Origin of the sequence: Rhizobium sp. NFACC06-2, from assembly GCF_900101425.1 — a bacterium.
GTDB lineage: Bacteria > Pseudomonadota > Alphaproteobacteria > Rhizobiales > Rhizobiaceae > Agrobacterium > Agrobacterium leguminum.
In genome coordinates this window covers 104377-126673 of record NZ_FMVA01000005.1, presented here as the reverse complement: position 1 = coordinate 126673, position 22297 = coordinate 104377, and the positions used below count along the sequence as shown (strand labels likewise).

General features: G+C 60.8%; 26 protein-coding genes. 15 read left to right on the top strand and 11 right to left on the bottom strand.

Annotated features, from left to right (window positions below):
* Positions 1-6: 6 nt before the first annotated feature.
* The 3 genes from F3H58_RS11235 to F3H58_RS27220 all read right to left on the bottom strand — a co-directional run bounded on the left by F3H58_RS11235 (position 7) and on the right by F3H58_RS27220 (position 1520).
* Positions 7-495, bottom strand: a complete 489-nt coding sequence (locus F3H58_RS11235; protein WP_003509304.1) for a GNAT family N-acetyltransferase — start codon at positions 493-495, stop codon at positions 7-9.
* 203 nt (positions 496-698) lie between these two features.
* Positions 699-1112 carry a MerR family transcriptional regulator gene (locus F3H58_RS11230; RefSeq protein WP_003522268.1) on the bottom strand — a complete coding sequence of 138 codons (414 nt, stop codon included), beginning with the start codon at positions 1110-1112 and terminating at the stop codon, positions 699-701.
* Between the two features lie 60 nt (positions 1113-1172).
* Complete coding sequence (locus F3H58_RS27220; protein WP_188128875.1) at positions 1173-1520, bottom strand: hypothetical protein; 348 nt, start codon at positions 1518-1520, stop codon at positions 1173-1175.
* 129 nt (positions 1521-1649) lie between these two features.
* Here F3H58_RS27220 and dmeR point away from each other — a divergent pair, with 129 nt between their 5' ends.
* Entirely contained in the window at positions 1650-1922 is a 273-nt protein-coding gene (gene dmeR, locus F3H58_RS11220) for a Ni(II)/Co(II)-sensing transcriptional repressor DmeR (RefSeq protein ID WP_003509296.1), read from the top strand.
* Positions 1923-1942: 20 nt separating this feature from the next.
* The gene (dmeF, locus tag F3H58_RS11215) at positions 1943-2974 is read left to right on the top strand and encodes a CDF family Co(II)/Ni(II) efflux transporter DmeF (protein WP_149742240.1); all 1032 of its coding nucleotides are present in this window, start codon (positions 1943-1945) and stop codon (positions 2972-2974) included.
* A 10-nt stretch (positions 2975-2984) separates the two neighbouring features.
* Here dmeF and F3H58_RS11210 read toward each other — a convergent pair whose 3' ends face one another.
* From F3H58_RS11210 to F3H58_RS11195, 4 genes are all read right to left on the bottom strand, one after another.
* A complete protein-coding gene (locus tag F3H58_RS11210; RefSeq protein WP_149742239.1) occupies positions 2985-3272 on the bottom strand; it encodes a hypothetical protein in 288 nt (95 codons plus the stop codon).
* 376 nt (positions 3273-3648) lie between these two features.
* A complete protein-coding gene (locus F3H58_RS11205) occupies positions 3649-4749 on the bottom strand; it encodes a quaternary amine ABC transporter ATP-binding protein (protein ID WP_149742238.1) in 1101 nt (366 codons plus the stop codon).
* Positions 4742-5650: an ABC transporter permease gene (locus F3H58_RS11200; RefSeq protein ID WP_149742237.1), complete on the bottom strand. Its 909-nt coding sequence runs from the start codon at positions 5648-5650 to the stop codon at positions 4742-4744. Before F3H58_RS11200 ends, F3H58_RS11205 begins: the two co-directional genes overlap by 8 nt.
* Positions 5651-5896: 246 nt before the next feature.
* Positions 5897-6907, bottom strand: coding sequence for an ABC transporter substrate-binding protein (locus tag F3H58_RS11195; protein ID WP_149742236.1), 1011 nt, complete (start codon positions 6905-6907; stop codon positions 5897-5899).
* On the opposite strand from F3H58_RS11195, the gene F3H58_RS27215 reads away from it, so the two are divergent.
* Positions 6906-7124, top strand: a complete 219-nt coding sequence (locus F3H58_RS27215; protein ID WP_162540018.1) for a hypothetical protein — start codon at positions 6906-6908, stop codon at positions 7122-7124. The two genes, F3H58_RS11195 and F3H58_RS27215, sit on opposite strands and share 2 nt — an antisense overlap.
* Before the next feature lie 278 nt (positions 7125-7402).
* On the opposite strand, the gene F3H58_RS11185 is transcribed toward F3H58_RS27215, so the two are convergent.
* On the bottom strand, positions 7403-9502 hold the full coding sequence (locus F3H58_RS11185; RefSeq protein WP_149742234.1) for a S9 family peptidase: 2100 nt from the start codon (positions 9500-9502) through the stop codon (positions 7403-7405).
* A 224-nt stretch (positions 9503-9726) separates the two neighbouring features.
* On the opposite strand from F3H58_RS11185, the gene F3H58_RS11180 reads away from it, so the two are divergent.
* From F3H58_RS11180 to F3H58_RS11165, 4 genes are all read left to right on the top strand, one after another.
* Positions 9727-10128: a DUF930 domain-containing protein gene (locus F3H58_RS11180; RefSeq protein WP_059753914.1), complete on the top strand. Its 402-nt coding sequence runs from the start codon at positions 9727-9729 to the stop codon at positions 10126-10128.
* 105 nt (positions 10129-10233) lie between these two features.
* A complete protein-coding gene (locus F3H58_RS11175; protein WP_149742233.1) occupies positions 10234-11142 on the top strand; it encodes a dihydrodipicolinate synthase family protein in 909 nt (302 codons plus the stop codon).
* Between the two features lie 50 nt (positions 11143-11192).
* Positions 11193-11918, top strand: coding sequence for a polysaccharide deacetylase family protein (locus F3H58_RS11170; RefSeq protein WP_149742232.1), 726 nt, complete (start codon positions 11193-11195; stop codon positions 11916-11918).
* A 256-nt stretch (positions 11919-12174) separates the two neighbouring features.
* On the top strand, positions 12175-13260 hold the full coding sequence (locus tag F3H58_RS11165) for a bifunctional transcriptional activator/DNA repair enzyme AdaA (RefSeq protein ID WP_149742231.1): 1086 nt from the start codon (positions 12175-12177) through the stop codon (positions 13258-13260).
* Between the two features lie 266 nt (positions 13261-13526).
* On the opposite strand, the gene F3H58_RS11155 is transcribed toward F3H58_RS11165, so the two are convergent.
* A complete protein-coding gene (locus F3H58_RS11155) occupies positions 13527-14702 on the bottom strand; it encodes an AI-2E family transporter (RefSeq protein WP_149742230.1) in 1176 nt (391 codons plus the stop codon).
* Positions 14703-14788: 86 nt separating this feature from the next.
* Positions 14789-15649, bottom strand: coding sequence for a VOC family protein (locus tag F3H58_RS11150; RefSeq protein WP_149742229.1), 861 nt, complete (start codon positions 15647-15649; stop codon positions 14789-14791).
* Here F3H58_RS11150 and F3H58_RS11145 point away from each other — a divergent pair.
* From F3H58_RS11145 to F3H58_RS11125, 5 genes are all read left to right on the top strand, one after another.
* Complete coding sequence (locus F3H58_RS11145) at positions 15632-15841, top strand: hypothetical protein (protein ID WP_286169409.1); 210 nt, start codon at positions 15632-15634, stop codon at positions 15839-15841. The genes F3H58_RS11150 and F3H58_RS11145 overlap by 18 nt on opposite strands.
* Before the next feature lie 87 nt (positions 15842-15928).
* Positions 15929-16339 carry a universal stress protein gene (locus tag F3H58_RS11140; RefSeq protein WP_003522284.1) on the top strand — a complete coding sequence of 137 codons (411 nt, stop codon included), beginning with the start codon at positions 15929-15931 and terminating at the stop codon, positions 16337-16339.
* Between the two features lie 61 nt (positions 16340-16400).
* Positions 16401-16721, top strand: a complete 321-nt coding sequence (locus tag F3H58_RS11135) for a TraR/DksA family transcriptional regulator (RefSeq protein WP_149742228.1) — start codon at positions 16401-16403, stop codon at positions 16719-16721.
* Positions 16722-17039: 318 nt separating this feature from the next.
* Positions 17040-17708 (top strand): PAQR family membrane homeostasis protein TrhA, encoded by a 669-nt coding sequence (trhA, locus tag F3H58_RS11130; RefSeq protein WP_149742227.1) that lies wholly within the window; start codon positions 17040-17042, stop codon positions 17706-17708.
* 117 nt (positions 17709-17825) lie between these two features.
* Positions 17826-18323, top strand: a complete 498-nt coding sequence (locus tag F3H58_RS11125; RefSeq protein ID WP_149742226.1) for a GNAT family N-acetyltransferase — start codon at positions 17826-17828, stop codon at positions 18321-18323.
* 189 nt (positions 18324-18512) lie between these two features.
* On the opposite strand, the gene msrB is transcribed toward F3H58_RS11125, so the two are convergent.
* Positions 18513-18920 carry a peptide-methionine (R)-S-oxide reductase MsrB gene (gene msrB, locus F3H58_RS11120; protein WP_003522288.1) on the bottom strand — a complete coding sequence of 136 codons (408 nt, stop codon included), beginning with the start codon at positions 18918-18920 and terminating at the stop codon, positions 18513-18515.
* A gap of 201 nt (positions 18921-19121) precedes the next feature.
* Here msrB and F3H58_RS11115 point away from each other — a divergent pair, with 201 nt between their 5' ends.
* Genes F3H58_RS11115 through F3H58_RS11105 form a run of 3 tightly spaced genes read left to right on the top strand, consistent with a single transcriptional unit; the run spans position 19122 to position 22284 of the window.
* Positions 19122-21491 (top strand): putative monovalent cation/H+ antiporter subunit A, encoded by a 2370-nt coding sequence (locus F3H58_RS11115; protein ID WP_149742225.1) that lies wholly within the window; start codon positions 19122-19124, stop codon positions 21489-21491.
* Positions 21488-21907: a Na(+)/H(+) antiporter subunit B gene (locus tag F3H58_RS11110; protein ID WP_065654222.1), complete on the top strand. Its 420-nt coding sequence runs from the start codon at positions 21488-21490 to the stop codon at positions 21905-21907. The genes F3H58_RS11115 and F3H58_RS11110 overlap by 4 nt, the downstream gene beginning before the upstream one ends.
* Positions 21907-22284: a Na+/H+ antiporter subunit C gene (locus tag F3H58_RS11105; RefSeq protein WP_003509263.1), complete on the top strand. Its 378-nt coding sequence runs from the start codon at positions 21907-21909 to the stop codon at positions 22282-22284. The genes F3H58_RS11110 and F3H58_RS11105 overlap by 1 nt, the downstream gene beginning before the upstream one ends.
* Positions 22285-22297 lie beyond the last annotated feature (13 nt).

The window sequence follows — 22297 nt, the reverse complement described above, 5'->3', positions numbered from 1 at the left end:
TTTTAATCAGGCGATGGACTGCATGTAGCGCATGCCGGTGACCGGCCGGGGCGCGAAATCCATGTTTTCGTAGAAACGATGCGCCGCGACATTGCCGGTCGTGGCGCTGACGGAAAGATAGTCGCAACCGAGACGCTTGGCGATATCGCGGGCGCGGGAAACCAGATGCTGGCCGGTGCCATGGCCGCGATGCCCATCGCGCACGAAGAGATGATGCAGCTCAAGCCCGCGCCGGCCTTCCTGCGCCCTGTAGAGGGGCAGAAGCAGGGCGTAACCGATCAGCGCGCCATCGGCTTCGGCCACGAGGCCATGTACCCACGGCAGCGGGCCGAACAGGTCGCGTTCCAGTTTCGCCGGCGTGATCGCCGCCGCATCGCCGTGGTAGGAGGCAAGCAGCGTGATCATCTCGTTGAGTTCCGGCAAATCCGTCTTGCGTGCGCCGCGAATGATGACGACGGGCGGTCTTTCCAGTGTAAGGGAGCTATCTTCGGTCATTTTTCGGTCCTTTGGTCTTATCGGTGCCGTCAGGACGCTTGAGAAACAACAAAGCCGCCTGACGGCGGCTTGTTGACAATATGATCTGTCGAGCCGCCCTTAGAGGTAGGCCCAAAAGTACGAGCAGGAGATGGGTGCGCGTTCGTTGATCATGGGACATCCAATGCGCCCGAATCCGTAATCTGTCAAGCCCGGTTTTCCGATCAATGCTCACCCTCGCACATGCCGTGATTGGAAAGCGCGCGGATGACGTAGCAATCCTCGATCGAATGGCCGTGGCAATGGGAGACGATGCGCTCCAGCTCATGCTCCAGCTTCTTCAGGCTGGCGATCTTCTCGCGCACATGGGCGAGGTGTTCGGCGGCGATGCGGTCCGCGCCTTCGCAGGGCATCTGTCGGTGCTGGCTAAGCGCGATCAGTTCGCGGATGGCGTCGATGTTCAGCCCGAGATCGCGCGCATGGCGGATGAAGGCCAGCCTTTCGAGATCGGTCTTTTCGTAGCGGCGCTGGTTGCCGTCCGAACGGTCGGCTTCGCGGATGAGGCCCATCTGCTCGTAATAACGGATAGTCGGCACCTTGACGCCCGTGCGTTTGGACAGTTCACCGATGGACAGCATCTTTTTCTCCATATCTCCAGTCTCTAGAGATATGGCTTTTCCGTCCCCGGTTCAATGGCCTTAAGCGGCGTCGTTGACGCCAAGCGCCTGGGCCAGTGCCTTCAGAATCTGCGATTCGAGGCTTGCCATATCCGGCTGGGCGGAAGCGGCCACCTCAGCATTGGCGCCAGTGGAGGCGGAAACGCCGCTGTCCATGTTCCAGAGAGCAGCAGCCAGGCTCGCGGAGGCGCCGGCCAGCGGGGCGACGGTGGTGGCGACATTGCCTGCCACCGAAATGGCGCGATGGGCCGCCCGCGTCAGCTCCTGCAAAGCCTCGGTGGTAGACTGGCTCTCCCGGTTATGCGCAGGCGCGATGCCGCCGACGGGAGAGGCGAAATTGATGCTGCTGGTTGCTGCGATAGTCGTCATGACTGTGAGTCCCCTAGTTCTGATGGGGCATTTTTAAGGTCCGAAACATTCCCGAAGATTGCGTCATGCACGCCTTGCGCAAAAAATAGCGGCAATATACTATACCCCCCTATAGTATATGAGGTGCCCATGTCCCATACGATCCGCAACAAGGAGAAGCTTCTGGCCCGCATCCGCCGTCTGAAAGGGCAGATGGAGGCGGTGGAGCGCGCACTGGATGATGCCAAGCCCTGCGGCGAGGTGCTGCAGCTGCTCGCTTCGGTGCGCGGCGCGCTTTCCGGCCTGACCGGGGAGGTGATGCAGGAGCATCTGCATGAGCATGTGGTGCATGCCGAAAATGAAGACGAGCGGGCGCGGGCGGCGGAAGAGCTGGCCCAGGTGCTGAAGACCTACATACGGTAAAATCGAACAGGATTAGCGACATGACGACGACATCCGAACACCGTGCAGCAGCCGGTCACGACCATGTTTTCCTTGGCCAGAACCATGAGCGCAACGAAAGGCGTGTTTGGATGGTCATTGCGCTGACCGCGGCCATGATGGTGGCGGAAATCGTTGCCGGCCACTGGTATGGCTCCATGGCGCTGACGGCGGATGGCTGGCACATGTCTACCCATGCCGGCGCGATGCTGATTTCGGCGCTCGCCTATCTTTATGCCCGCCGCGAGGCGCGCAATCCGCGCTTCACCTTCGGTACCGGCAAGTTCGGCGATCTGGCGGGTTTTGCCAGCGCCATCGTGCTGGCGGTGGTGGCGCTGCTGATTGCCGTCGAAAGCGCGATGCGCCTCGTCAATCCCGTCGAGATCGATTTCAACCAGGCTATCCTCGTCGCCATCATCGGCCTTGCCGTCAATCTCCTCAGCGCCGTGCTTTTGAAGGATGACCATCACCACGATCATGGACATGGACATGGACATGGACATGGCCACGCCCACGGTTCGCATGCCCATCATGGTCATGGCAGCCACGCCCATCATGATCACGGCTCGCATGCCGGTCACCATGCGGACCACGGCGCAAAGGGCGGGCGGGACAATAATCTGCGCGCGGCCTATCTGCATGTGCTGGCGGATGCGCTGACTTCGGTTCTCGCCATCGTCGCGCTGCTGCTCGGCAAGTGGAACGGCTGGTCGTTTCTTGATCCGGCCATGGGCATCGTTGGCGGTCTGGTCATCGCCCGCTGGTCATGGGGGCTGATCCGCTCCACGGCGACGACCCTGCTCGATGCGCTGCCGCCGGCGGAGGATTTGCCGCAGGAAATCCGTGAAAGCGTGGAGACGGAAGAGGATCGCATCACCGACCTGCATGTCTGGCAGGTAGGGCCGGGGCATCACGCCGCCATCGTGGCGATCCATTCACAGGCACCGAAAGCGCCGGCTTTCTACAAACAGAAACTTGCCGCCATACATGAACTCTCGCATGTGACGGTGGAAGTGAGCCCGGCAAGGGCCTGATTGGAATCGCCTATTCGGTATATTCCGAATAGGCGCTGCGCACCCATTCCACCTCGGCTTCCGCCTTGTCCTCGGCGGAAGCCGCCGCCGGATCCTGATAAGCGGGCGCGCTGCCGTTGCCAACGGCCCACAGCACATTGGCCAGCGACTGGGAAAGAATGGTGCTGGAAACGGTGGGATTGCCGGGGCCGCGTTTCACGGCCTGCTCTTCCGGCGCGGCCTGTGCGCTGCCGGCTTTCTCGATGTCGCGGATGCGACCCTGATAGTTATATCCGCCAATATTGCTTTCGATCTGCATGTCGGTGATTCCGCGTTCAAAAGTTAACGAATGGTTAACGGCGGCGACTTGCCTGAAACTTGCGCTTGCTGCGCTGCAGCGACCGCCAAGGGTTGACAGCCGGCGAAGTAGTGCTTCGTTTTTGCATAAAGGGGGCGGGGCAGGAGGCGATTGCCAGCTTTGTCCCTCGCGGCATTGCAGTCCGGGTTAAATTTCTGGCGCCGTGAACACCTCACTCCCGTCATTCCGGCCTTGAACCGGAATCCAGTCGACGCGCGTCTGCGCGGCGGGAAGAGTCCTTTCAGCCCAAGGACTTGGGCTGGCTGGATACCGGCTCAAGGCCGGTATAACGGAAAGAGGAAATGTCGCGGACGCGGCCAATCCGTCCGGTGTCGGATTATGCCGTTTCCTTCTCCACAGGCATAACCGCTTCCAGGAGCTTCTCCGGCTCCTCCACCGCTTCCGCCTCAACCTCCTGCGGCGCGGGCGTCACCATCGCAGCCACCAGCGTATCGAGGCCGATGCTGCCGACCGGTTTGCCGTCCTCGTCCACCACATGGGCGGTGGTCTCGTTGGCTTCCGACATGTCGCGGGCAATCGTTTCCAGCGTCGCGTTTTCCGGCACGGGCATGCCCTCGGGGCGGCTCTCCAGCGGCTCCATCACCGTGGTCGCCTGCAGCACGCGGCCGCGATTGACGTCGCGCACGAAGTCGGTGACGTAACCATCTGCCGGGGAGAGGATGATGCTCTGGCCGTCGCCCTGCTGCACCACTTCGCCGTCTTTCAGAATGGCGATATGGTCGCCGAGCCTGAGCGCCTCGTCCAGATCGTGGGTGATGAACACCACGGTCTTTTTCAGCTCCTGCTGCAGATCGAGCAGCATGGTCTGCATGTCGACGCGGATCAGCGGATCGAGCGCCGAATAGGCTTCGTCCATCAGGAGAATATCGGCATCGTTGGCAAGTGCGCGGGCAAGGCCGACGCGCTGCTGCATGCCGCCGGAAAGCTGGTTCGGATAATAATCCTCGTAACCGGCAAGGCCGACACGCTCCAGCCAGTAACGGCCCTTTTCCTCGCTTCTGCCGCGCGGTACGCCCTGAATGTCCAGGCCATAGACGCTGTTTTCCAGCACGGTGCGATGCGGCAGAAGGCCGAATTTCTGGAACACCATCGCCGTCTTGTGGCGGCGGAATTTCCTGAGCGCCGAGGCGCTCATGCCGCAGATATCCTCGCCGTCATACAGAACCTCGCCCGCTGTCGGGTCGATCAGCCGGTTGATGTGGCGGATCAGCGTCGACTTGCCGGAGCCGGAAAGACCCATGACGACGGTGATCTTGCCGCCCGGCATGGTGATGTTGATGTTGTTGAGGCCAAGCACGTGGTTGTGTTTGTCGTTCAGTTCGGCCTTGTCCATGCCGGATCGCACCGCTTCGAGATATTTCTCGGGATGCTTGCCGAAGATCTTGTAAAGGTTGCGGATTTCGATGCTTTTAGCCATGGGAGACCTCGCGGTATTTCTGCAGGCGCTTGCCAAAAGCCTGGCTCGCCCGATCGAACATGATGGCGATGGCGACCAGAGCGAAACCGTTCAGGAAGCCCACCGTGAAGAACTGGTTATTGATGGCCTGCAGCACGTTCTTGCCGAGCCCGCCGACACCGACCATGGAGGCGACGACGACCATGGCGAGCGCCATCATGATGGTCTGATTGATGCCGGTCATGATGGTGGGCAGCGCCAGCGGCAGCTGCACATTGAAAAGCTTCTGGCCATTGGAGGAGCCGAAGGCATCGGCCGCTTCCAGCACTTCGCGGTCCACCAGACGAATGCCAAGGCTGGTGAGGCGAATGACGGGCGGAATGGCGTAGATCACCACTGCGATCAGGCCCGGTACCTTGCCGATGCCGAAAATCACCACCACGGGGATGAGATAAACGAAGCTTGGCAGGGTCTGCATCACGTCGAGCACGGGATTGATGAGGCGTTGCAGGCGTTCGGAACGACCCATCAGGATGCCGAGCGGCAGGCCGATGACGATGGCGATCAGGGTGGCGATGGCGACGATGGAGAGCGTCGTCATGGCATCGCGCCAGAGGCCGACAGCACCGATCATCAGCAGGGAAAGGGCGGTTCCGGCCGTGATCTTGAAGCTGCGACCGGCCAGATGCACGATGGCGAGAATGATGAGGAGCGTGATGATCCACGGTGTCTGGATGAACAGCCGCTCCGAGGAATTGAGGAAAAGCTGCAGCGGATGCACGACGACGTCAATCGCATCGCCGTAATTGCGCACGATATCGCGAAAACCATCATCGATGGTCTTGCGTGCCACACGCATCGTGGAATTGTCGATGGCCGGGAACTTGCAGAGCATGTCCGGCAGGTAAGTGCAGAGGGCCATTATTGTTGTTTTCCCTTTGGGTTTTGGGGATGGTGCGGCGGGCGATGGAGGCTGGGATACCCCCCTCTGTCCTGCCGGACATCTCCCCCTCAAGGGGGGAGATCAGCAAGACGAGCGGCATCGCTTCATCCGCAACGTGAGAGTGGGGCGATACCCCCGCCGCAAATCGATCTCCCCCCTTGAGGGGGAGATGCCCGGCAGGGCAGAGGGGGGTAAGCGGCTTGCGCCGACTCCCCCATCAACCAATCACATCGAAGCCTTGATCTTCTCCGCCACCTCGGGCGAAACCCACTTCGTCCAGAGTTCCTCATGGTTCTCGAGGAAATACTCGGCCCCATCTTCGTTGGTACCCTGGTTCTCATCCATCCACGCTAGAACCTTGGCAACGGTGTCGTTGTCCCACTGCCGCTTGCGGATATAGTCGATGGAAGGGCCGGCCTTTTCGGCGAAGTCCTTGGTCACGACCGTGAACACCTCGGCGACCGGATAGGCATTGGGCTTCGGGTCAGCGCAGTCGGGCTTGGCGATGCAATTGTCGTAAGCTGCGCGGTCAAGCGGAACGCCATCGTCCAGCTTCACCATATCGTATTTGCCGAGAATGGCCGTCGGAGCCCAATAATAGCCGAGCCAGCCCTGCTTCTTTTCGTACGCATTGGAAATAGAGCCATCCAGCCCGGCCGCGGAGCCGGTATCAACAAGTGCAAAGCCCTTTTCGTCAGCCTTGCGTGCCTTGAACAGGTTGGCGGTCGTCGGCTGGCAGCCCCAGCCCGGCGGGCAGCCGAAAACGGCACCCTTGCTGGCATCTTCAGGTGCCGGGAAAAGCTCGGGATGCTTGAGTGCATCCTCAACCGTCTTGATGTCAGGGTGTTCGTCGGCAAGATATTTCGGGATCCACCAGCCTTCGACGCCGCCCTCGCTCAGGATTTTGACTTCCTGGATGAGGTTGCCCTTCTTGACGGCGTCCTCATAGGGGGTGCCAAGGGTGTTCACCCACATTTCGGGCGCCATATCCGGCTGGCCCTTTTCGTTCATCGAGGTGAATGTCGGAGTGGTATCGCCGCTGACGACATTGACCGTGCAGTCATAGCCGTTTTCCATGATGAACTTGTCGACGTAAGCCGCGACACCGGCGGATGCCCAGTTCATTTCGGCGATGGAGATGCTGCCGCACTCTTCGGCGGCATTGGCGGAATGTGCTGCACCGGCAGCGATGGTAAAGCCCGTTACGAGAATGGTCGAGGCGAGGAGTTTCTTCATGTGTAAGACCCCCAAGTCTGATGCAGTGTTTTCAATTGGCAAAGCGGGAGCACTGCAAAGCCCGGATTGCCAAGGGCGAACTGACATGGCGCATGGAAAAGCCGAAAAAAGACGGCAAGAAGAATATCCACAGAACACGCTGCGGCATTGCCGCAGGAAACGCGGCGAAAAGGCGCATGAATATGTCAACGACCGGCATAATACGGCCAAAAAGTGATATTGCAACGCAAAATGGCGCATCGCAGCCATGCGTTCGATTCCCGGAACATTTTTTCAGGTGGCGTAATACATGAAATGCATTTGGGATTTACTCAAGTCTATTGCGACTTTTAGTAATACGAAATAAAAATCCACGCTTCAGCAAAGTGAAGTTAAAAGAAAAGCAAGCGATGCGTTTTTGTGGAAAAAATATTCAGAAAGAGGTTTTTTGAAGGTATTTTCATACTGTTTTGTCCGGGCGGCGGCTCTGTCGCCGCCCGTTTCGCAATCAGGGTCTTACACGGCATCCCTGCCGGCCACCTTAAGCGCGAAGGCATATTCGAAGGCGATTTCTTCCAATCGCTGGAAACGGCCGGACTTGCCGCCATGGCCCGCCGCCATATTGGTTTTCAGCAGGATGGGCGCTTCTCCCGTCGTCTTTTCGCGCAGCTTCGCCACCCATTTGGTCGGTTCCCAATAGGTCACACGCGGGTCGGTGAGACCGGATAGCGCCAGAATCGGCGGGTAGGGCTTCGCACCGACATTGTCATAGGGGCTATAGGCGGCGATCCACTGATACTCCTCCGCCGATTCCAGCGGATTGCCCCATTCCGGCCATTCGGGCGGGGTGAGCGGCAAAGTGTCATCGAGCATGGTGGTCAGCACGTCCACGAAGGGAACGGCGGCGATGATGCCGGCGAATTTCTCCGGCGCCATATTGGCAACGGCTCCCATCAGCATACCCCCGGCCGAGCCGCCTTCGGCGATGATGCCCTTATAGGAGGTGAAACCTTCCTGAACCAGATGATCGGCAGCGGCGATGAAATCCTTGAAGGTATTCTGCTTGGCCTCCATCTTGCCGGTTTCGTACCATTCGAAACCCTTGTCCTTGCCGCCGCGAATATGGGCGATGGCATAGATGAAGCCGCGGTCCGCCAGAGACAGCGTCGTGGTGGAGAAGGAAGCGGGAATGGTGATGCCGTAAGCGCCATAGCCATAGAGCAGGCAGGGAGCGGAACCATCGAGCGGCGCGTCCTTGCGGTAAAGCAGGGAGACCGGCACCAGCTCACCGTCATGGGCAGGGGCCATGATGCGGCGGGTGATGTAATCATCAGGGTTGTGGCCGGAGGGCACTTCCTGCGTCTTCAGAAGCGTGCGTTCGCGCGTCACCATGTCGTAATCGAACAGCTGGCTCGGTGTCGTCATCGAGGAATAGGAGAAGCGGATGACGTCAGTGTCATATTCCGCCGCGCCATGCAGACCGAGCGAATAGGCCTCCTCGGCAAAGGCGATGGAATGTTCCTCGCCGGTGCGGCGGTCGCGGATGACGATGCGCGGCAGGCCGTCACGGCGCTCCAGCCAGATCAGATGGCGGGCATAGGCATCGACGGAGAGGATAAGGCGGCCCGGCTCATGCGGGACCACCTCTTTCCAGTTTTCCCTGCCAGGCGCTGTCACCGGCGCTTCCACGATGCGGAAATCCTTGGCGTCGCCGTCATTGGTGAGGATGAAGAAGACATCGCCGCCTTCGCACATCGAATATTCGATGCCCTCTTCGCGCTCCGCCACGATAGCAGGCTCGGCCGTCAGGTCTTTGGTGGAGAGAATGCGATATTCGCTGGTCTCATGGTCGTGAATGTCGATGAAGATGAAATCGTCGAGCACCGACGCGCCGACGCCCATGAAGAAACCGGGGTCCTTTTCCTCATAGACCAGCCGGTCGGACGATTGCGGCTCGCCGATGATATGGTGGAAGACCTTGGAGGGGCGGTGGTTCTCGTCCTGCAGCGTATAGAAGAAGCTCTTGCCATCAGGCGCCCATGCGCCGCCGCCGCCGGTGTTTTCGACGATATCGGCAAGGTCTTCGCCGGTTTCGAGGTTGCGGATGCGCAGGGTGAAATATTCCGAGCCCTTGTCGTCATAACCCCAGATGCCGTGGCTGTGATCGGAGGACTGGTCGAGACCGGCAAGACGGAAATAATCCTTGCCCTCGGCCTCTTTGTCGCCGTTCAGCAGCACGTGTTTTTCGCCGCCGCCGCGCGGGGTGCGGAAATAATGCGGCTGCTCGCCGCCGGTCACGAACAATGTCCCGTAAGCATAAGGACCGTCATTGACCGGCACGGAGGAATCATCCTGCTTGATGCGGCCCTTCATTTCCTCGAAAAGTTTTTCCTGAAGCGCCTTGGTGTCACCCATGGCCGCTTCCATATAGGCGTTTTCCGCTTCCAGATGGGCGCGGATCGACGGGTCGAGCAGAGTAGGGTCCTTGAACATGGCCTGCCAGTTATCGGCCCGGAACCATGCGTAATCGTCGGTGCGGGTAATGCCGTGATGCGTATCCTGAACGGGCCGTTTTTCGGCGGTCGGGGCGGCAGGCAGGTTCTTGAAAATCGGCAAGGGAAACTCGCTTTCGTATGAAGAATTCTTGGGCGGCACCAAGATGTAGAGCGGGCCTTGCGGCCGATCAAGTTTCAAATCTCCACAGGCGGAATGCGGCTTGGGCACAATTTCGTCAGCTTTCGATCACATTTTGGCAATATCCGGCAAATCAGCGATGATGGATGCAGGCCGCCCGGCCTGCCGCCCACCACAAGAACAAACGAAAAAACTGACAGGATCCCATGCGAAAGCTTCTTCCCGCTGCCCTTTCTGCCTTTTTCCTTGGCTTGCAGACCTTCACCCCCGCCTTCGCGATCGACGCCAGCGTCATGCGGCAGTTGAACGCGCTTGCCCCCGAAGAGCGGCTGGAACAGCGCTGCGATATCGAGGCGATGGAAAGGATAGCGACCGAGCAGAAGGGCATGCGGCCGGACAAGGTCATCGCCTATACTTTCGGCGATCCGGAAGTGGGAAAGAACTCCATCAAGGCGCCGGGCGCAGTCTTCAGGAGCGCGGGCGAATGGTACAAGCTCAAATACAAGTGCCAGCTCAAGAGCGACAGTCTCAGCATCCAGTCCTTCGATTACCGTGTGGGCGATAAAATTCCCGAAGAGCAGTGGAAGAAGTTGTATCTTTATGACTGAGCACGGAATTTTTCGATTTCAGACCGGCGTTTAGCCTCCGCTTTTCTTGCCGCGTCGTCAACGGCTCTATAACCCTGCTTGCCGATCAAAGCGAGGGAGATGGGCATGGCGACACGATTCAAGGGACTTTCGGCTTTTCCGATCACGCCGGCCGACGAGGCCGGGCAGGTCGACACGCAGGCCTTTTCCGCCCTCATCGAGCGGCTTGATGCGGCCGAGGTGGATTCCGTCGGCATTCTCGGCAGCACCGGCATCTATATGTATTTGTCGCGCGCGGAGAGACGTCGCGCCATCGAGGCCGCCGCCGCCATCCTCAAGGGCAAGCGCACACTCATGGCCGGCGTCGGCGCATTGCGCACCGATGACGCCGTGGCGCTCGCCAGGGATGCGGAAGCGGCCGGCGCCGATGCGCTGCTGCTTGCACCCGTCTCCTATACGCCGCTGACGCAGGAAGAGGCCTATCACCATTTCGCCGCCGTGGCGGGTGCGACGGCTCTGCCGCTCGCCATCTACAACAACCCGACGACGACCCGCTTTGCTTTCAGCGACGAGCTTCTGGTGCGGCTTGCCTATATCCCCAATATCCGCGCCATCAAGATGCCGCTGCCGGCCGATTCCGATTATGCCGGCGAGCTTGTGCGGCTGAGGCCGAAGCTGGGGCAAGATTTCGCCATCGGTTATAGCGGTGACTGGGGCTGCGCCGACGCTACGCTTGCCGGCGGCGACACATGGTATAGCGTCGTCGCCGGCTTGCTGCCGGTTCCGGCCCTGCAGCTGATGCGGGCCGCTCAGGCCGCCAATGCGGAAGAGGTCAAACGGATCGATGCGGCCTTCCAGCCGCTCTGGGCGCTGTTTAAGGAATTCGGCAGCATCCGCGTGGTTTATGCCGCTGCCAACATCCTGTCGCTCACGGTGAGCGAACCGCCCCGGCCGATCCTGCCACCCACCAGCGCGGAACGCCAGCGGGTGGAAGAGGCGCTGGAAGCGCTGTCGGCACTGGAAACCGCGCCTTAATTCGGGCGCTTTGCGGGCGGATTGCCACCTCTCACACTCCGGAACATAAAATGCTGCGTCGCCTCTTCATCGCCACCCTATTTTTCTGCGCCTCTTCCGCCGCCTTTGCGGGGACTGGCCTTGTCGAGCCGACGCTGAAAATGTCGCCGCAGCATGACGGCAAGGTGCGGGTGGCGATGACACTGGACGCCTGCATGGGCAAGACCGACCACCGCATTCTCGATACGCTGGTGAAGGAGCGCATTCCGGCGACGATCTTCGTCACCGCCCGCTGGCTGAAGCACAATAGTGAGGCGCTGGCCACGCTCATGGCGCATCCGGATCTGTTCGAGATCGAAAACCATGGCGAAAACCATGTGCCGGCAGTGGATAAGCCGGTTTCCATCTACGGCATCGCCGCCGCCGGCTCTGAAGCGGCGGTCGAGCAGGAGGTGGAGGGCGGCCGTCAGGCCATCGTCGCCGCCACCGGCCTCCAGCCGCAATGGTTCCGGGGTGCCACTGCCAAATACACCAAGTCCTCCATGGCCACCATCAACCGGCTCGGCATGCGGGTGGCCGGTTATTCCGTCAATGGCGATGGCGGCTCGCTGCTGGGTGCGGCCGCGACGGCGAAACACATCGCTTCCGCCAGGGATGGCGATGTCATCATCTCCCACATCAACCAGCCCACCCATGAAGCGGGCGAGGGCGTGGTGAAAGGCCTTCTGGCGCTGAAGGCGCGCGGCGTGATTTTCACAAGGCTGGACGATCCGTCCTTCGCACCGCCGGGGAATTGATCCGCAAGGTCGCCGCCCGTTTCTTCTCCCCGCCGGGGAGAAGATGCCCGAAGGGCAGATGAGGGGGCAAGCTTTCCGCATCTCTCCGCCGTCGCCCCCTCATCCGTCGCTGCGCGCCACCTTCTCCCCGGCGGGGAGAAGAAATATGCCGCACCGGCTTGGCCAAACGGCGCGGACGAAACGAGCCGACAACATCCCCACATCCATGCCCGTTTTTCGGCGGCGTGCCGCTTAAATTTGCGCTAGCATCCTCCCCATGATGCTGTTCAAACGCCCCGACACCGAAACGCTCTATTCCGCCCTTGTGAACAAGGACCCCGCCTATGAGGGCGTGGCCTATGTGTGTGTGACGTCGACGAAGATTTTCTGCCGCTTCACCTGCACGGCGCGCAAGCCGAAGATCGAAAACTGCCGGTTCCGCGAGACCATCGCCGAATGTCTGGAAGCCGGTTTCCGTCCCTGCAAGCGCTGCAAGCCGATGCTCGCCTATGGCTCCGCCGATGAGACCGTGACATCGCTGCTGACGGCGCTGGAAAACGAACCGGCGCGGCGCTGGCGCGAGGAGGATGTGGTGGCGATGGGCCATGATCCTTCCACCGTGCGCCGCACCTTCAAGCGCCGTTTTGGCATGAGCTTCTTGGAAATCGCCAGATTGCGGCGGGTAGGCGATGCGGCGGAAAGCCTCGCTTCGGGCGAAGCTGTGATCGGCGCGCAGATCGATGCCGGTTACGAATCCGGCAGCGGCTTCCGCTCCGCCATCAACCAGTTCTTCGGCTCTTCGCCCGCCGCCATGAAAGGCAAGGGGTTTTTGAAGGGCGACTGGATCGATACGCCGATCGGCCCGATGCTCGCCGTCGCCGACGATCATGCCCTGCATCTCCTCGAATTCGCCGACCGACCGGCGCTTCCAGCCGAACTCAGGCGGCTGAAGACGCGCACCGGCGCGGATATGGTGCTTGGCCGGACGGCTGTGACCGGCCAGATCGAAGCGGAACTCAAGGCCTATTTCGCCGGGCATTCGGCCGCCTTCGAAACGCGGCTCGCCGGCCACGGCACACCCTTCGAGCGCGATGTCTGGCGCAACCTGCGGGAAATACCGGCGGGTGAGATCGTCAGCTATTCCTCCCTCGCAACCGCCATGGACAGGTCATCCGCCGTGCGCGCGGTCGCGCGCGCCAATGGCGCGAACCAGATCGCCATCGTCGTGCCGTGCCACCGTGTACTGGGCGCGGATGGCAGCCTGACCGGCTATGGCGGAGGGCTGTGGCGCAAGAAATGGCTGATCGAGCATGAGCGCCGTATGGCGAGCGCGCAGGCGCAGGGAATGTCGCTCGCTTCCTGAAGGGTCTGACTGCTGGCGCGTGGGGCTTACCCCCCTCTGCCCTGCCGGGCATCTCCCCCTCAAGGGGGGAGATCGGCAGGACGCGCTACCGCCATTTCATTCTCAACGTTGAGATGGGCGAAAGCTCGCGGCAGATCGATCTCCCCCCTTGAGGGGGAGATGCCCGGCAGGGCAGAGGGGGGTAAACGCCACACGCCCCCGTCAAAGGACAATCTCCTTACAGCTCAAACCGGAGTGGTTCGCATTTCCAGCCGGAAAGCCGCCGGTCAATCCGGCAGTTTCGGCACCACCCGGCGTGAGGGGAAGAGTTCCCGCGTCACCGTCATGACGATCAGCGACAGCGGCAGCGCCAGCATGGCCCCGGCCGCGCCCCACATCCACGTCCAGAAGATGATCATCACGAAGACGAGGAAGGGGTTTATCTCCATGTTGCGGCCCACCACCGCCGGAAAGGCGAGGTTTTCCATCAACAGGTGAATGGTGAAGAAGATCGCCGCCGGCAGCAGCGCCAGAATGATGTTGTCATGGGTGATGATGCCCGCCACCGTCAGCGAAATCGTCATGGCGGTGATGCCGAGAAACGGCACGAAGCTGGAGAGGAAGGCGAACAGCCCCCACAGAAGCGGCATGGCCAGTCCGCCGAAATAGGCGATGACCACCATCGTCACGCCCAGCCCGGCATAGATCAGCGCCGCCGTGGCGAAATAGGTGCCGAGCACCTCTTCCACCGAACCGATGATGCGGATGGTGCGAAGCCGCTGGTGGCGGGCCGGAAAGGCCATGATGATCGCCTTGCGCAGCCGCAGCCGGCTATAGAGGAACATCAGCAGCGCGGCGAGGAAGATCAGGCCCTGAATGACGGCCGGGGTGACGTTGGAGCCGAGCACGGAAATGATTTCACCGCTGCGCGAAATCAGAGATTCCATCGACATCGAGCCCAGACTGAAGCTCGCCGCCGAAATATTCAGCCATCTGAGGCTTTGCAGATAAGGCAGGAAACGGTCGATGCTGCGCTCCACCAGCGCCGGCCCTTCCGAAGCGAGAAGCGAGAGCGGCTCGGTCAGCGAATTGACCACGAAGAACATCACCGCCGCCACGAGGCTCGATAGAATGAGCGCGACGCCGAAGCCGGGAATGCCGTAGGAACCGAGCTTTTCGGCGGCGATCCCGAGGATCATGCCCACCACGATGGCCATCACCACCGGAATGAGGATGAGCGACAATTCGTGGATGACCGCCATCAGCATGATAAGGAAGATGCCGATCACCGACCAGGCGACGACCACATCCAGCGCTTCGCGGCCAAGCGGCTGCTGGCTGCGCGCATCGTCGCGCCGTGAGCCGGAAGCTGGCACTTCCAGCGGGTCCGCTCTTGTTGCCGCAGCGGTTGCCGCGGTGTTGACCAAGCTGCCGGTCTTGTCCGGCCTGGCATTTTCATTCATCGAACGGTCCCCCAATAAGGTGACAAACGTTCGAAAAATGTGGCGGTTCCGGGGCGGCAAAAATTTCCGCCGCCCCTTTTTTGCGTTTAGGCGGAAAGCTTTAGGCCGATGCCCCACGGATCTTTGAGGACAATGCCGTCACTTTGCCGCTCTGTGGCGATTTCCAGCCGGTCGAGCGCGGCAATCGCCGTCTCAAGCGCGGCCGGCTCGTTGAAGGTCAGCGAATAGCCGGAAAGGCCGGTCATATTGTCCTTGCGGGCCGCAGCACCCCGGCTGTTCCAGATATTGGCGGCGACGTGGTGGTGATAGGCCCCGGAACCGAAGAAGCTCGCGCCGGGATAACGCGCCATGATCTTCAGCCCCAGCACATCCTGATAAAATTCATCCGCCTGCGGAATATTGCCCACCTGCAGATGGATATGGCCGATGGCTGTTCCTTCCGCCGCCCCGGTAAAGGCCGTCTTCGGCGCGCTGTCGTAAAGCGCCTGAAGGTTGAGGCTAAGGGTGGCCATCTCCACCGTGCCGTCCTGCTGGTAGGTCCATTCATCCGGCGAACGGTCGCGATAGACTTCGATGCCGTTGCCTTCCGGGTCGGCAAGATAGATCGCCTCGCTGACCAGATGGTCGGACGCGCCCTGAAGCTGGACATTGTTATGGGCGGCATGCGTCAGCCAATGGGCCAGATCGTTCCGGCTCGGCATCAGGAAGGCGGTGTGGAACAGGCCTGCGGCGTTGCGCGGCGCGCGTTCCGCCGTGCCGGAGGTGGAAAGTGTAAGCAGCGGCTGGCCGCCGACACCCAGCACTTCACCGCTCGGGTTCTTTTCAAGAACGGAAAGGCCGATGATCTTCTGGTAGAAATCCGAAACGCGCGGCAGATCGTGAACGACGAGGTGCGCCTGGCCGACATAGGCCGGCCGCGTCAGGGCGAATTGTTTGATTTCACTCATCATGATCTCCATATTGAATCCGAAGCGCCCTGGGGCGGATCGGTCGCCGAAACCATCGGCCGACGCCGCTTCGCGGCGTTTGTCGAAGGCGAATATGGGCTGGTTTCGTCGTTCAGCAAAGATCGTCGTCTGGCGATTGACCGTCCACTATTCGTTGACAATGCCCCGTTCCGGCCCGGCTCCGGCTTTTGACTTCGATCAAGGTGAAGGCCGTGCCAAAGGGGAAATATAAGCCTAGCCCGACACGCTAAACGGCGGATCAAGCCAAAGGAGACAGCCATGTACAAGAAGATCATCGTACCGGTAGACCTCAGCGCCACCGACAAAGGGGAAAAGATTCTCGAAAAGGCCAAGGCGCTTCTGGATCCTGATGGCGAGATCGTTCTCATCAATGTTGTCGAGGAACTGCCGGGCTATATGGCGATCGACCTGCCTGTCGACCTGATCGAAAACGCCATCAAGGACGCCAAGACCAAGCTTTCGGACATCAAGACCAGGGCCGGTTTCAAGGGCAGCCAGGAAATCAGAAGCGGCGCGCCCGCGCGTGAAATCATCGCCGCCGCCGAGGAACACAAGGCCGACCTCATCATCATCGCGTCGCACACGCCGGATTTCAGCAATTATTTCATCGGCGCCACCGCCGACCGCGTGGTGCGCCACGCCAAATGCTCGGTGCTGGTGGACCGATAAAAGCCTGACGTTTTAGCGTTGTGGGCGGGTTTTCCGCCCGTACCGGCTGGAGGAAAAAAACATGAATGTCGAAAGGTACGAGAAAATCCTGCGTGACCGCCAGCGCGAGCTTTATCGCCGCCTGCACAAAATCGAAGCCGATTTCGAAGAGCCTCGCAATCCCGATGACGAGGATCGCGCCACCGAACGCAGCAATGACGAGGTGCTGGACGAGCTGGGGCAGGTGGGTCAGGACGAGCTGCGCGCCATCGACGCAGCCCTCGACCGTATCGCCAGCGGCACCTTCGGCACCTGTGTCAAATGCGGCAAGCGGATTTCGGAGGATCGGCTGAAGGCGGTGCCCTATACGCCGTTTTGCCAGGAATGCGCTGCGGCTTTGTGATTGCGGCTAAAAATAAGCGAGGTTGTCGCGACGTCTTTCTTCTCCCCGGCGGGGAGAAGGTGGCCCGAAGGGCCGGATGAGGGGGCGCCCTCTCCGTATATCTCTACCCTTGCCCCCTCATCCCGCTGCCGCGGACTTCTCCCCGGCGGGGAGAAGAAACAAGCGGCATCCGCTCGCGCTCACGCGATTGCTCTGGGGCGGACCTCTCCTTTCGCAACAGCCTCGAACGCAATTTGATTGCCGTTAACCGGGCGCTGTCTTGTTCCTGTCTAATATTGTCTCCATGCTTTGGGGAAAGCACGCAGACGGGATTGGACTATGAGCGATTTGTGGCGGTTCGGGCGCCAGTATGATTTTCACGAGATTGTCGCCGATGGCATCGTCCATGGTGTCGGCATCGTGTTTGCGCTTATCGGTGCCACGGCGCTGATTTTCTACGCGACCGCCTGGGGGACGATCAGCGCGATCGCCGCCGCGTGGATCTACGGTCTCGGCCTCGTCGCCTGTCTCTCCGTGTCCTTCACCTACAATATCTGGCCGCACTCGAACGTAAAATGGTTCCTGCGCCGGCTGGATCATTCGGCGATCTTCATCCTCATCGCCGCCACCTATACGCCGTTTCTGATGCGCGGCATCCACGATCCGCTGATTGCGGCCATGCTGGGGCTGATCTGGCTTGCGGCGCTGTGCGGCATCCTTCTCAAATGCCTGTTTCCCGGCCGTTACGACCGGGTCGCCATCGGCCTTTATCTCGCCATGGGCTGGAGCGGCGTCATGGTGGTCGGGCCGCTGTCGTCGCACTTAGCGCCCGTCACGCTCTGGCTGATCGTCGCCGGCGGCGTCATCTATTCGCTCGGCGTCATCTTCCATGTCTGGGAAAAATTGCGCTTCCAGAATGCCATCTGGCACGCTTTCGTGGTCGCCGCCGCCGCCGTTCATTATTTCGCCGTGGTCACCTCCTTCAGCCTTGTGCCGCTGGCATCCTGAAGAATGCGCCCCGATGGCGGGATGGGTACTGGACAGCCATTCGCATCATCGCCTAATCCTCGTGCAGATGGCGGCCGAAAATACCGCCGCTGCGAGCAGGAAAAAGGGTGAACGACAATGAGCGTGCAACTGCGCGACGCGACCGTGGACGATCTCTCCGGCATCATGGAGATTTACAATGATGCGGTGCTGAATACGACCGCGATCTGGAACGACGTGCTGGTCGATCTGGACAACCGCAAGGAATGGTTCGCCGCCCGCAAGTCACGCGGCTTTCCGGTCATCGTCGCAATCCTCGACGGCAAGGTCGCAGGTTATGCTTCCTACGGCGACTGGCGCGCTTTCGACGGTTATCGCCACACCCGCGAACATTCGGTCTATGTGCATAAGGATGCGCGCGGCCACGGCATCGGCAAGAAGCTGATGCAGGCCTTGATCGATCATGCCTCCGGCAACGACGTGCATGTGCTGATCGCCGCCATCGAGGCGGAAAACACCGCCTCCATCCGCCTGCATGAAAGCCTCGGCTTCAGGGTCGTCGGCCGGTTTTCGGAAGTCGGCACCAAGTTCGGCCGCTGGCTGGATTTGACGTGTATGGAGCTGAAATTAGGTTGAGCCAAGAAGCTCAAGTCACCTTTTTATCGAGCGAGTGCCACGAGTCTCTTCTCCCCGCCGGGGAGAAGTCCGCGGCAGCGGGATGAGGGGGCAAGCTCTCCGAAATCCGGCAACGTCGCCCCCTCATCCGACCCTTCGGGCCACCTTCTCCCCGGCGGGGAGAAGAAATTCGCGGCACGGTTTTGCCCATCAAACCGGCTCGAACACCATCGAATGGCCGTTGATGCAATAACGCAGGCCCGTGGGCTTCGGGCCGTCGGGGAAGACGTGGCCGAGATGGCCGCCGCAATTGGCGCAGCGGATTTCCGTGCGCACCATGCCGTAGCTCGCGTCGCGATGTTCCGTCACGGCGCCCGGCTTTACCGGTTCGAAATAGCTCGGCCATCCGCAGCCGGCATCGAATTTCGTATCGGAGAGGAAAAGCGGCTCGTCGCAGGCCGCACAGCGATAGAGGCCTTTCTGGAATGTGTCCCAATAGGGCCCGGTGAAGGCGCGCTCGGTGCCGTGTTCGCGCAGGATGCGATATTGCTCCGGCGTCAGCTGCTCACGCCATTCGGCATCGCTTTTTTTGATTTTTGGGGATGTCAGATCGCTCATGGAATGATCCTTTCTGTTCCCGCCTCAAATAGTCATCGCGGAGGCGGATTGAAAGGGGCGACGCCTCATAACGCGTTCGTTATGGGTCGGGAGTGTCGATTTGGGTTGAGATGGCTTTGTCTATGCCTTAACTGGAAAAATCGATTTTAAAGAACGCCATTCATTGGCGCGCAGGGGTGGGGGACATCCCGGGAGATGTGAATGACATCAGATGTCACGCCGTTGACATTCCTGTCGCTGTTTCTGCCGTTCCTGGCAGCGCTTGCCGCACCCGTCCTGGTTAAAAGGTTCGGTCACAATGCGGCGTGGGTCCTCGCGATTGCGCCTGCTCTCGCTTTTGCGCATTTCGCGCTGATGCTGCCCGAAATCGCGGCAGGCGGGGTGGTGACCGGCGGTTATGCCTGGGTGCCGAGCTTCAATCTCAGCTTCTCTTGGTTCATCGACGGCCTGTCGCTGACTTTTGCGCTGCTGATCACCGGCATCGGCCTGCTGATCGTGCTTTATGCGGGCGGTTATATGAAAGGCCATCCGCAGCAGGGCCGGTTCCTGTCCTTCCTGCTGCTCTTCATGGGGGCGATGCTGGGCGTCGTGGTTTCCGACAGCCTGCTGATGCTGTTCGTCTTCTGGGAACTCACATCCATCACCTCCTTCCTGCTGATCGGCTTCGACCATGAGCGCGCCGCCTCGCGCCGCGCCGCGCTGCAGGCGCTGGTGGTGACGGGTGGCGGCGGTCTGCTGCTGCTCGCCGGGCTGATTTTCATCTGGGATATCAGCGGCATGACGCAACTGTCGATGCTGGTGCGCGGCGGCGATGTCTTGCGCGACAGCCCGTTTTATCTGGCCGCGCTGCTTCTGGTTCTCGGCGGCGCTTTCACCAAATCGGCGCAGTTTCCCTTCCATTTCTGGCTGCCCAACGCCATGGAAGCGCCAACGCCGGTCTCCGCCTATCTGCATTCGGCAACCATGGTGAAGGCCGGCGTCTATCTGCTGATGCGCCTCAACCCGGTTCTCGGCGATACCGCCGCCTGGCAGATCCTGCTGCCCTTCTTCGGTGGGCTGACCATGCTCACCGGCGCGCTGCTGGCGGTGCGCCAGACCGATCTCAAGCTGATGCTCGCCTATACGACGGTGTCGTCGCTCGGCCTGCTGGTCATGCTGACGGGTTTCGGCTCCGACCATGCCATCGAGGCGGCGGTGCTTTATCTGGTGGCGCATTCGCTGTTCAAGGGCGCGCTCTTCATGGTCGCTGGCATTATCGACCACGAGACCGGCACCCGCGACGTGACGAAGCTCGGCGGCCTGCGAAAAGCCATGCCGATCACTTTTGCGGCGGCGCTGGCGGCTGCGATTTCCATGGCCGGCCTGCCGCCTTTCTTCGGTTTTCTTGCCAAGGAAGAGATTTATTACGCGCTGGCGCATGGCAATCCGCGCGCCGTGCTGTTCACCGGCATCGCCATCCTCGGCAACGGGCTGATGTTCGCCGTTGCCTTTGCGGTGGCGCTGAAACCCTTCCTCGGCAAGCCGGTGAAGACCCCGAAACACGCGCATGAAGGCCCGCTGCTGCTCTGGCTCGGCCCGGCCCTTCTGGCGCTGAAGGGGCTGACGATTGCGCTCTTTTCCGGCATCGCGCATTTCTACATCTCCACCCCGATGGCAAGCGCCATTGCCGGTGAGGCGCGCCCGGTGGAAATCTCGATCATTCCCCATATCGGCGTGCCGCTCGGCCTGTCGCTGTTCACCATCGCGCTCGGCATCGTCCTTTATACGCAGCTTTCCGCCGTCCGTAGACTGATCGACCGCACCTTCAAGGCGCTGGGGGCAGGGCCGGACAGGGGCTTTGACGTCTTCATCGACATGATGGTGAAAGTCTCGTTCCACATCACCCGGCTCATTCAGCCGGGCAGGCTGGAATTTTACGTCACCGCCACCTTCGCCGTCATCGCAGCCGTGCTACTTGTGCCGTTGTTCCTTTATGGCGAATTGCCGTCCATGCCGTCCTGGCCGCGCGATATGCCCATCCATGAGCTGACTTTCATCGCCATTGCCGTGGCGGGGCTCATTGCAGTGCTGACGGCGTCGAGCCGGCTCACCGCCATCATCGCGCTCGGCATTCAGGGCTTTGCCGTGGCGGTCATCTTCCTGCTCTTCGGCGCGCCGGATCTGTCCTTCACGCAATTCATGGTCGAGACGCTGTCGGTGGTCATTCTGACGCTGGTGATGACGCGGCTTCGCCTGTCGCCGTCAGACCATCGCGGCCTTGGCCAGAAGCTGCTGGACAGCACCATCGCCATCGCCTGCGGAACCGGCTTCGCTTTGTTCCTGATGCGCGCGACCGAGGCGAGCTTCGACAACCGCCTGACGGACTTCTACAACACCTATTCCAAGGTCATCGCCCACGGCGCCAATGTGGTCAACGTCATCATCGTCGACTTCCGCGGCACGGATACGCTCGGTGAAATCGCGGTGGTGATGATAACGGGTCTCGCCATTCTCGCGCTGATCCGCATCCGCCCGGCTGCTGCCGTCAAGGGATCGGCCAAAACCGCGAAGAAGAAAGGAGCGCGGGCATGAACACGCTCATTCTGCGCACCGTCGCCCCTGTCGTCACCAGCCTCATGGTGCTGTTTTCCATCTTCGTGCTGCTGCGCGGCCATAACGAGCCGGGCGGCGGTTTCATCGGCGGCCTGATCGCGGTCTCGGCGCTGGCGATCTATGGCATCGCTTATGGCGTTGCCGCAGTCAGACGCGCCATCATGTTTCATCCGCTCGCCATTGCCGGGGCGGGGCTGTTGCTGTCCATGCTTTCCGGCCTCGTTTCCATGGCCGCCGGCGTGCCCTTCATGACCGGGCTGTGGGTCTATCCGAACCTGTTCGGTGTCGAAATACCGCTCTCCACCGTCATGTCCTTCGATATCGGTGTCTATCTCGTCGTGGTCGGCGCCATCACCTCCATTGCGCTGGCGCTGGAAGAAAGGGAAAGCGACTGATGGAAGCGGTCTTCTCCATTCTCGTCGGCATCTTCTTTTCGGTGGCGATCTATCTTATGCTGTCGCGCCACAGCATCCGCATGCTGCTCGGTATCGCCATTCTCGGCAATGCGGTGAACCTTCTGCTATTCACGGCGGGAAGGCTGACGCGCGAAGTGCCGCCGATCATTCCGCCCGGCATGGATACGCTGCCCGCGGGTGCGGCCAATCCGCTGCCGCAGGCGCTCATCCTCACGGCAATCGTCATTTCCTTTTCTTTCTTCTGTTTCCTTCTGGTGCTGACCTGGCGTGCGTTTCAGGAACTGCAGACCGACGACACGGACGAAATGCGCACCGCAGAACCCGCAGGCGAGCCCTTGCCGCCGCTCGGTTATTGAGCGGCGAGGCTGA

Bases quoted from the DNA above. Each gene is read 5' to 3' on its own strand.
- F3H58_RS11105 (WP_003509263.1), top strand. From the start codon at position 21,907: ATGGAAGCGGTCTTCTCCATTCTCGTCGGCATCTTCTTTTCGGTGGCG.
- F3H58_RS27215 (WP_162540018.1), top strand. From the start codon at position 6,906: ATGTGTAAGACCCCCAAGTCTGATGCAGTGTTTTCAATTGGCAAAGCG.
- dmeF (WP_149742240.1), top strand. From the start codon at position 1,943: ATGACGACGACATCCGAACACCGTGCAGCAGCCGGTCACGACCATGTT.
- trhA (WP_149742227.1), top strand. From the start codon at position 17,040: ATGAGCGATTTGTGGCGGTTCGGGCGCCAGTATGATTTTCACGAGATT.
- F3H58_RS27220 (WP_188128875.1), bottom strand. From the start codon at position 1,520: ATGACGACTATCGCAGCAACCAGCAGCATCAATTTCGCCTCTCCCGTC.
- F3H58_RS11180 (WP_059753914.1), top strand. From the start codon at position 9,727: ATGCGAAAGCTTCTTCCCGCTGCCCTTTCTGCCTTTTTCCTTGGCTTG.
- F3H58_RS11235 (WP_003509304.1), bottom strand. From the start codon at position 495: ATGACCGAAGATAGCTCCCTTACACTGGAAAGACCGCCCGTCGTCATC.
- F3H58_RS11125 (WP_149742226.1), top strand. From the start codon at position 17,826: ATGAGCGTGCAACTGCGCGACGCGACCGTGGACGATCTCTCCGGCATC.
- msrB (WP_003522288.1), bottom strand. From the start codon at position 18,920: ATGAGCGATCTGACATCCCCAAAAATCAAAAAAAGCGATGCCGAATGG.
- F3H58_RS11230 (WP_003522268.1), bottom strand. From the start codon at position 1,112: ATGCTGTCCATCGGTGAACTGTCCAAACGCACGGGCGTCAAGGTGCCG.
- F3H58_RS11110 (WP_065654222.1), top strand. From the start codon at position 21,488: ATGAACACGCTCATTCTGCGCACCGTCGCCCCTGTCGTCACCAGCCTC.
- F3H58_RS11165 (WP_149742231.1), top strand. From the start codon at position 12,175: ATGATGCTGTTCAAACGCCCCGACACCGAAACGCTCTATTCCGCCCTT.
- F3H58_RS11150 (WP_149742229.1), bottom strand. From the start codon at position 15,649: ATGAGTGAAATCAAACAATTCGCCCTGACGCGGCCGGCCTATGTCGGC.
- dmeR (WP_003509296.1), top strand. From the start codon at position 1,650: ATGTCCCATACGATCCGCAACAAGGAGAAGCTTCTGGCCCGCATCCGC.
- F3H58_RS11135 (WP_149742228.1), top strand. From the start codon at position 16,401: ATGAATGTCGAAAGGTACGAGAAAATCCTGCGTGACCGCCAGCGCGAG.
- F3H58_RS11115 (WP_149742225.1), top strand. From the start codon at position 19,122: ATGACATCAGATGTCACGCCGTTGACATTCCTGTCGCTGTTTCTGCCG.
- F3H58_RS11205 (WP_149742238.1), bottom strand. From the start codon at position 4,749: ATGGCTAAAAGCATCGAAATCCGCAACCTTTACAAGATCTTCGGCAAG.
- F3H58_RS11170 (WP_149742232.1), top strand. From the start codon at position 11,193: ATGCTGCGTCGCCTCTTCATCGCCACCCTATTTTTCTGCGCCTCTTCC.
- F3H58_RS11210 (WP_149742239.1), bottom strand. From the start codon at position 3,272: ATGCAGATCGAAAGCAATATTGGCGGATATAACTATCAGGGTCGCATC.
- F3H58_RS11155 (WP_149742230.1), bottom strand. From the start codon at position 14,702: ATGAATGAAAATGCCAGGCCGGACAAGACCGGCAGCTTGGTCAACACC.
- F3H58_RS11200 (WP_149742237.1), bottom strand. From the start codon at position 5,650: ATGGCCCTCTGCACTTACCTGCCGGACATGCTCTGCAAGTTCCCGGCC.
- F3H58_RS11195 (WP_149742236.1), bottom strand. From the start codon at position 6,907: ATGAAGAAACTCCTCGCCTCGACCATTCTCGTAACGGGCTTTACCATC.
- F3H58_RS11175 (WP_149742233.1), top strand. From the start codon at position 10,234: ATGGCGACACGATTCAAGGGACTTTCGGCTTTTCCGATCACGCCGGCC.
- F3H58_RS11140 (WP_003522284.1), top strand. From the start codon at position 15,929: ATGTACAAGAAGATCATCGTACCGGTAGACCTCAGCGCCACCGACAAA.